5 protein-coding genes are annotated in these 8,800 nt (G+C 51.1%); 2 read left to right on the top strand and 3 right to left on the bottom strand.

From position 1 onward, the window contains the following. From GX419_04435 to GX419_04425, 3 genes are all read right to left on the bottom strand, one after another. Nucleotides 1-1,425: hypothetical protein (locus GX419_04435; GenBank protein ID NLI23936.1), on the bottom strand; the 1,425-nt coding region annotated here is incomplete at its 3' end. A gap of 162 nt (nt 1,426-1,587) precedes the next feature. Beyond that, the gene (locus GX419_04430; protein ID NLI23935.1) at nt 1,588-3,420 is read right to left on the bottom strand and encodes an asparagine synthetase B; all 1,833 of its coding nucleotides are present in this window, start codon (nt 3,418-3,420) and stop codon (nt 1,588-1,590) included. A 960-nt stretch (nt 3,421-4,380) separates the two neighbouring features. Next, nucleotides 4,381-4,617, bottom strand: coding sequence for a hypothetical protein (locus GX419_04425; GenBank protein NLI23934.1), 237 nt, complete (start codon nt 4,615-4,617; stop codon nt 4,381-4,383). Between the two features lie 158 nt (nt 4,618-4,775). Between GX419_04425 and GX419_04420 the strand changes: the two genes are divergently transcribed. Further along, nucleotides 4,776-6,242 carry a cysteine--tRNA ligase gene (locus GX419_04420; GenBank protein NLI23933.1) on the top strand — a complete coding sequence of 489 codons (1,467 nt, stop codon included), beginning with the start codon at nt 4,776-4,778 and terminating at the stop codon, nt 6,240-6,242. A gap of 589 nt (nt 6,243-6,831) precedes the next feature. Beyond that, nucleotides 6,832-8,730, top strand: a complete 1,899-nt coding sequence (ispG, locus tag GX419_04415) for a (E)-4-hydroxy-3-methylbut-2-enyl-diphosphate synthase (GenBank protein NLI23932.1) — start codon at nt 6,832-6,834, stop codon at nt 8,728-8,730. Nucleotides 8,731-8,800: the final 70 nt, after the last annotated feature.

Below are 8,800 nucleotides of genomic sequence, written 5' to 3'. Positions count from 1 at the left end.
GGATATGCTGGCCTTATCGTATTTGGCAATGAACACATCGCGTGTACTGGGGGTAGCGTTAGTAAGGGTGTAGGTATCGGTGAGATAAAGAACCGGCGAATAGAAATTGCCCATAAAGATGTAATTCCCCTTGCTGTCGATTACACAGGTCTGGGTAACGTCAGTTCCGCTTCCCCCGAGGGGAATGGCATAGAGCAGGTTGTCATTTTCTTCGTACACAATGCTGAGGCCGTCGGTTCCTCCGCGCGGGGTAAGCACCTCGTTGCGCAGGGTCATGGGGCCGGAAAACTGCCCTGCAATTACAATATACTTTCCGTTGGTATTCAGGCGTGTAAGCCGGTCATCGCCGGTACTGCCCTCGGTTCCGTACCAGAGCAGTTCCCCGCCTGTGGTGTATTTGGCAAAGAAAATGTCGTTGCTTCCTTTGCTCCAGGCTATTTGCTGGGAAGGAAGGTTTTCGAGTGAATCAACCTGCAGATCGGTACTGGCAAAATACCCGCTCAGGTACACATGCCCCTGCCGGTCGCAGGTTGCATATACAGTAAAATCATCACTGCTTCCTTTCACACTCCTTATCCACTGGCCATTTCCGTTGAAATCGGTTTTGTAGAGGAACATATCAGCCGAACCGCTCCGGCTCACCAGGGTTTTAATATCCAGATACAAGGAATCTTTGTTGGTACCGGCAATATAGTAGCCATCGTTGTCAACATCCAATGAAAACAGTTTATTGACCCCATTATTCCCCCGGTAGGTTTTAACCCAGTTCAGGTTGAGGTTTTTATCCAGTTGCAGGAAAAAGTAATTCTGCGGGCCAATGCATTGTACGGAATCGGAGGGAGTAAAATAGGTTGAATACAGCCCCTGGTAAAGGCCAACTATAACAAGGTTTTCATTTTTATCTTCCTTAATCGCCTGGGGTCTTTCGTGATTTTTTCCGTAAGCAATTTTTTTGGCATTAAGAGTAACCCCTGAACTGGTATTGATGGTAACAAGAAAGGCTTCGTAAGTTCCCGCATTTTCATTATTTAAAACAAAACCATTGCCAAAATCACAACTCGCCCCGGAAAACCCGCCTACTATGGCCAAAATGGAATCCCTGGTCATCAAGGTCAGGCCGTCAGCATAATCGTCTTTGGCAGAACTCCCTATTTGTTTGAACCATAGGAAATTTCCGTTTTCATCGTACTTTGACACAAAAATATCATAACCCGTTCCCCCGTATGCCGTGTAATTTACTCCTCCCGCATTCACTGTTCCGGTAAAATAGCCTGCAAGATAAATGTTATTGCCCGTATCAATGGTGGATTTGAAAACTCTGTTTTCACCCGGGCCGCCAAAAGACGTGCCGTAGAAAACAGACTGCGAAAAAGAAAAAAGAGCAACCATTAACAGAAACAGTACTAACAACAACTTACGAAACATAATTTAAGGATTTAATTTGAAATACTTTATGAACCAAAGTTCAAAATACCATCGTCACCATTATCAGCGGCTTCCTCTGTTTTTTTTGCTTTTCCGACAATCAATGCAGGCTTAATCCAGACCTTTCGGAAATTTTTTTCTATGTAATTTTCCTTTTTCATTTTAATTCATTTTTGCAAATCCATATACCCGTAAAAAGTGATTTATTTCATTCATTCTGCCATTCAATTCGTTTATTTGAAATTTATAAGCAGAACCGGCAATTTTTTTTCTGTCAAGAAATACAGCATTTCCATTCAAATTTAGAAAGTCAAAAGTATCAAATGATGTTACATTTTTGAATCGTTCCATCAGGTCGGCCGCCTGAAGGCCTTTTCCTTTGGAGGAAAGGATTTCAGAAGGCAAGAAACCATCCATGGCTTTCCCGATAAAAATCCGGCGGTAGGCATTGGCTCTGTAAATGGGTTCCGGCACTGAGAGCATAAATTGCATCAGGGGAATATGGCCTGAGGGATCGGGAGAGACAATGGCATAATCAACTGACATTCTGTAATGAAGGGAATAGGCATTGAGCAGACAGATGTCCATCAGATGACGCTGGGCCTGTTTAAAGGGTCGTTGACTGCGGAAGCGGGGGTCGTGGCCTGCGGCTTTCATCTTTTCCAGCAAACCGTTGCGCCGGGCAAAGGGAATGCTGATGTAGGAATAGTCCAGAAACGGATACCAATAATGCAGAGGACGGGTTGTCAGGGTGCGGACATCCTTCAACACCGATTTTACGCGGAATTTCAGCCACGGAAGCCCTCCCATGGCATACAGCCTTGGCTTGCCTGTGGGCCAGCTGATCACCCCGTTTCCTCCCTGGGCATTCAGTAAAACAGACACATCGTTTTCCCGGGCTTTGTCATAAATGGCCTGTATCCAGTACTGGTTTCCGGCGGCGTGCATGGGTTCGCAGAACATATCAACGGCCCTGTCAATGGCTTCCAGAACATTGTACCCTGCGGCATCCACCAGAAAATGCCTTATGTTGGGGTATTTCTTTGCCAGCGAGGCAGCCAGGGGCCCTTCGTCGGCTATTCTCCCCTTCGGCACGGGACAATCCTTGTAATAGGGAACGGAAGTAAAGGCATACAGTTCCTTGTTCTGCTTTGCCAGTTCCATAGCCGCCATGGCCGCCACGGAGGTGCTGTCGTAGCCCCCGCTCAGTTGAATGCCTACATTCCTGTAACTGCGCAGGCGGGCCCGTACCGCCTCTGCAAAAAGTTCCCTGAACCGCTCGTAGTAATCTTCTTCCTTGGGCAGGATCAGTTCGGGCTGTTCGGTGAGTTCCCAGAACATGGCTTTCTGCACATTGCCATTCTGTACTTCAAGAAAATGGCCGGGCTTGAGGTTCAGGATGTGCCGGTAATAGGTAGCTTCCCCGTCGCCGGGCCAGGCGGTAAGAATCTGCGCCGCGCGCAGTTCGTTAATATCTCTCGGCACTTCCGGAAGGCACAGAAGGCCTTTCAGGGTGGAGGCAAAAGCCAGAAAGTCTTTGCCCGCGTAATAATACAGGGCCATGATGCCGCCGTGGTCGCGGGCAAGGAAGAGCTTCCGTTCCTTCCGGTGCCAGGCACAGAAGCTCCAGTCGCCGTACATTTTGCCGCAGGCTTCCTTTCCCCAGGCAAGGTAGGCGCGGAACATGAGCTGTCCGTCGGTCATCCCTTCCCGTTCGGGGTGGGGAACAGCCAGCAGGCGGAAGAGGTCTTCGCGGTTATCAATACGGCCTGCGGCCATAAAGACGGTATTTCCGGAGGAATCGAGGAGGGGAAACTGTTCGTGGAGCGATTCGGGGGTATCCCACTGGAGAATGTGGCCAAGCATGCACTCCTCGCTTTTCCATTCGAAGGAACCGTTGTGCGGATAGTTAGTCATGGTTTCCTTCATCCGGGAAAAGGATTCCGGAGCCACAGGCCGGCCGCCCCAGCGTATATACCCGTACAGTGCACTCACATCCGAACGTTTTTCAGATCATCCTAAGTCATCAACCCGGTAAAGTTAATCCATTTTACGTTAATTTAATCAAAAAGTTAGGGGGGTTTGATGAAGGGGGAAAAAGAGGGTTTTAAAGGATTGGGGGAGGATATAAACGAAGGCTGATTTCAAGGGTAAGGGGCGTTGCCCCTTAGACCCTGGTTAGTTTTTCGTCAAATGGCTAAGTGGGGTTAAAGGGTAACTTCTTATGTGAGAGGTTCTCTGAATCTAGCATTTCCCTGTCAGCAGAACAATACATACTGGTGCAAGTGACTTTATGCAAAGAGTTATGCGGGGTTTCACCCCGAACCCTGAGTTACTTTTTTGTCAGCTACACAAAAAAGTAACCAAAAAAAGTCTCCACGATTGAAGGCTGAGGCCTCTTCGTCAGGTACCTAAACCAGAGTCCATAACCAACCCGGCCTCAGCCCGCACCAATCGTGGACGTCCCCCCACAGGCTTGCTAAGGGCCGGAGCAAGAGCTTAATCCCGTTTCTGAAAAGGAATTTCTTTCCTGAACGTAAATCCAAAGCGCGTGGACCAGGGCAAAACAGGGGAGCCAGGGCAGGCAGTGAATGCCAGAATGTTTGGAATTACAGCAAAATTCCCTTTAAGGGGATTTATTTTAAAGGCTCCCTTGCCCTTTGCTCTTCCCCAACGGGTAGATCAGTAAGTAATTAAACTTCACGCCTTACTAAGCACGCCTTTAAAATTCCATTTTGCTAGTAATTCCAACATTCTGGCAGAGCGGGAAGGCTTTTGTTTTGCCTTTCCCGCGATAGAAAATCTTACAGTTGGCCTCACCGCCAACTGGTAGATTTTCTTATGCGGGATTTGGTTATTTTCTTTCATCAAGGAAAGAAAGTAACCGGGGTTTAAGGGGCAGAGCCCCTTGAAATCAAAAAAGCCAACTGGTAGATTTTCTTATGCGGGATTTGGTTACTTTCTTAAGCCCGGATTGCGCATCAGGAGAGCAAACGAACTGATGCGCAGTGGGCTGGTTTTGCGCGGAAGCATCCGGGCAAACCCCGCTGGAACGCAGTGAAAGCGGCCGGTTAAGCCCGGATTGCGCATCAGGAGAGCAAACGATCTGATGCGCAGTGGGTAGGCCTTGTGGGTTGGCATCCGGACAAACCCCACTGAAACGCAGTGGAAGCGGCCTGAAAGGCGATTCATGTATGACCAATACATGAATCGGGTGTATCAAGGAAAGAAAGTAACTCAGGGTTTTAGGGGCGAAGCCCCTTATTTTGGATTCATTGAATTATCCTAAATAAAAGTAATCGGGGCAACTTAAAACTATTTATTAAGTTTGCACTTTAAAAAAATGCCCCATGCAGTCCCCGTTATACCTTTACAATACGCTTACCCGCAGAAAGGAACCCTTTGAGCCCCTGCACCCGCCCTTTGTGGGCATGTATGTATGCGGCCCCACGGTGTACAGCGAAACCCACCTGGGCCATGCCCGCCCGGCCATCACCTTCGACATTCTCTTCCGCTGGCTTCAGCACCTGGGTTACAGGGTACGCTATGTGCGCAACATTACCGATGTAGGCCACCTGGAAAACGACGCCGACAGCGGCGAGGACAAAATCGGCAAAAAGGCCCGCCTCGAACAGCTCGAGCCGATGGAGATTGTCCAGCGCTATATGAATTCCTTTCACTACAACATGCAACTGCTCAACACCCTCCCCCCTTCGATCGAACCCATGGCCTCGGGCCACATCATCGAACAGCAGCAGATGGTGCAGGAAATCCTCCGCAACGGTTATGCCTATGAGGTGAACGGTTCGGTTTACTTCGATGTGGAGCGGTACAACAAAGACTACCATTACGGAAAGCTTTCGGGCCGTGTGCTCGACGACCTCCTGAGCTATACCCGCGACCTTTCGGGCACGGAAGAAAAACGGAGTCCCTACGACTTTGCCCTCTGGAAGAAAGCCGATCCGGCCCACATCATGCGCTGGCCTTCGCCCTGGGGCGAGGGATACCCGGGCTGGCACCTCGAATGCTCGGTGATGAGCACCAAATACCTCGGCGAAGTGTTCGACATCCACGGCGGAGGCATGGACCTGCTCTTCCCGCATCATGAATGCGAGATTGCCCAGAACGTGGCCGCCCGGGGAAAGGAATCCGTGCGCTACTGGATCCACAACAACATGATCACCATCAACGGGCAGAAGATGGCCCGCTCGCTCAACAACTTCATCACCCTCCAGGAACTGTTCTCCGGCCGGCATCCTTTGCTGGCGAAGGCTTACAGTCCTATGACCGTGCGCTTTTTTATCCTCCAGGCGCATTACCGCAGTACCCTCGACTTCTCCAACGAAGCCCTCCAGGCCGCTGAGAAAGGCCTCGAACGCCTTTTGCTGGCTATGGAAAACCTGGAACGCATATCTCCTTCTCCTTCCGGCACGGTGGATACCTCACAGCTGGAGGCAGCCTGCAGGGAAGCCATGAACGATGATCTCAATACCCCGGTGCTCATCGCCCTGCTGTTTGAACAGGTGAAGGTCATTAACCAGCTTCTTGAGGGCACAGCATCCATTGATGCAACCCATCTGGAAAACCTGAAGCGGGTCTTCCGCACTTACGGACAGGAAATACTGGGCTTACAGGCTGAAAAGGCAGGACGAACGGACGACCGGCTTCCGGCTCTGGTGGACCTTGTGCTCCGGCTCCGGCAGGAAGCCCGCCAGCGAAAAGACTTTGCCTCCTCCGACCGGATCCGCGACGCCCTGCTGAAACTGGGCATTGAAATAAAAGACACAAAGCAGGGAACGGAATGGAGATTGGTGTGAATGCATGCGGGAAGGGGTTACAGAGTTCCAAAGTTCCAGGGTTCCAGGGTTTCAAGGATTTCCGATTTCCCATTTCCTATTAATGTGTTTTAGCTTTTATAGCGTAATTTCGTAGAGGAAATTGGAAATAGGAAATTTTCAGTGATTTTCGAGTGCTTACTAATGAGGTTACAGAGTTCCAGAGTTCCAAGGTTCCAGAGTTCCAGAGTTCCAAGGTTCCAGGGTTCCAGGGTTCCAAGGTTCCAGGGTTCCATTGTTCCAGTGTTTTGGGCTTAAATTTGTGAGTTGTGAATTTTGATTTTGGATTTTTGATTTGAGCTCTGGGATCTGGGTTCTGTGGTTTGGTATTTGTGATTTGTGAGTTGTGACTTTTGATTTGAGATTTTTTAGTTTCGAGCAAACAAATGGGTAGAACGTTAACGGAGAATAAACTGATGAACGGCATTTCTTTACGCTTTACGCTTTACGCTCAGTTTCATCGGCTTACAAAACAGATTATGAAACCCACATGTTTTACAAACACAAACACAGCGGTAATAAAATGCCGAACATGTGGGTTCCATCATACCATTGAAAATTAATTATGAAAATGAAGGTTCGAATCGGTAACGTGCACATCGGAGACGGTTCCCGCGTCCTGATCCAGTCAATGACGAACACTCCCACCATGGATACGACGGCGACGGTGGAGCAGTGCATCCGGTTGTTTAACGCCGGAGCGGAGCTGGTGCGCATCACCACCCGCAATCTGGAGGAAGCAGAGAACCTGGCCAACATTCGCCGCATCCTGCGGGAAAGAGGGTATCACCAGCCCCTCTGCGCCGATGTGCATTTCAATCCGGTCGTGGCAGAAACTGCCGCCCGCCTGGTGGAAAAGGTGCGCATCAATCCCGGAAATTACGGTACCGGCCGTCCGCTTCCGCCGGAGGCATATACAGAAGAAGTTTTTCTGGCCGAGCAGGAACAGATCCGGAAAAACATCCGCTCCCTGCTTGCTATTTGTCGTGAACACGGCACAGCCCTCCGCATCGGGGTGAACCATGGCTCTCTCAGCGCCCGCATGATGGCCCGCTATGGCGATACCCCCGAAGGAATGGCTGAAAGCGCCATGGAGTTTATCCGCCTGTGCCGCGAAGAGAACTTCCACAACCTGGTGGTTTCGATGAAAGCCAGCAACGTGCGCATCATGGTATATGCCACCCGGCTGGTGGTGCAGAAAATGAAAGCCGAAGGAGCGCTGTATCCCGTGCACCTTGGCGTAACCGAAGCCGGTGAAGGGGAAGACGGCCGCATCCGGTCGGCAGCCGGCATCGGCACCCTGCTGGCCGAAGGAATCGGTGATACCATCCGCGTTTCCCTCACCGAAGACCCTGTAGAGGAAATTCCCGTAGCACAGCACCTGGTGAAACTGGCTGAAAAGTGGAAAACGGCAGGGAAACCGGAACAGAAAGCCGGTCCGGGAAAAACATCTTTTGAGCCCCGTCCGGTAACCCCTCTTCCCGGCCACGTTACCGCCCTGGTTGTAGCCGACAGCGCCGACGGAACATCGCCCTGCCAGACCCCGCCCGACATTCTTTTTCTCACCAAACCTTCCCTGCTCCTGAACCTGATGCCCGGGCAGATGTATCTGTGCGATCATGAAGCCTGGGCCGATCTGTTCACGGACCTCCCCCTCATCATGCCCCTTATACCGGCCGGGCACTTCCAACACTTTGTTACCCGCATTCTCCCCAGCCTCCCTGCCCCCTCTGCCCCGGCCGGTCAACCCCAGGAATCCCGGTTAACAAAACCGCACGAGCCGGCGTCCGGCAGCCAGCGGCCAATAGCCCTTCTCGCCTCGCCAGCCACCCTCACCCCCATCCTTCCCCTTCTGCAAAATACACCCTCTGTGCTGATCGTTCTTCAGTCCTTCTCGCCCCATCCTTCGGCCGAATTCCGCGAAGCGCTGAGCCTGATGGAGAAATCCTCCCTTCGCAATCGGGTTATTCTCAATCTGAACTATGCCACAGACGATGCCGACGCACTTCGCATCCAGGCCTCTGCCGAAGCCGCACCCGCACTGATCGACGGGCTGGCCAACGGCATCTGGCTCAGGAATGCCGGCACCATAGCACAGGAAACGGTTGTTTCAGCCGCTATGGGCATCCTTCAGGCCTGCCGCCTGCGCACCTTCCGTACCGAATACATCGCCTGCCCTTCCTGCGGACGTACCCTTTTCAACATCATGGACGTGCTCCGCAAGGTGAAAGAACATACGCACCATCTTTCCCACCTCAAAATTGCCGTAATGGGCTGTATTGTTAACGGCCCCGGAGAAATGGCCGATGCCGACTACGGCTATGTGGGGGCCGGCCCGGGCCGTGTGACGATCTACAAAGGGAAAAATCCCGTTCGGAAAAACATCCCCGAAGAAAACGCCATCGCCGAACTGATTCAGGTTATCAAAGAAAATGGCGACTGGATGGAAGTACCTCACCCTGGCGAATAATACGGTTTGATACCGAAAAAAATCCGGTTAAGAGGGACCCAAACCAGCTTTTTCAGGTTGCTCATTTGCA

The sequence above is a fragment of the Bacteroidales bacterium genome, from assembly GCA_012517825.1.
GTDB lineage: Bacteria > Bacteroidota > Bacteroidia > Bacteroidales > JAAYUG01 > JAAYUG01.
This window is presented reverse-complemented; position numbering and strand designations above follow the sequence as displayed.

Coding starts and splice junctions, on each gene's coding strand:
- GX419_04420 (NLI23933.1), top strand. CDS start 4,776: ATGCAGTCCCCGTTATACCTTTACAATACGCTTACCCGCAGAAAGGAA.
- ispG (NLI23932.1), top strand. CDS start 6,832: ATGAAGGTTCGAATCGGTAACGTGCACATCGGAGACGGTTCCCGCGTC.
- GX419_04425 (NLI23934.1), bottom strand. CDS start 4,617: ATGAATCGCCTTTCAGGCCGCTTCCACTGCGTTTCAGTGGGGTTTGTC.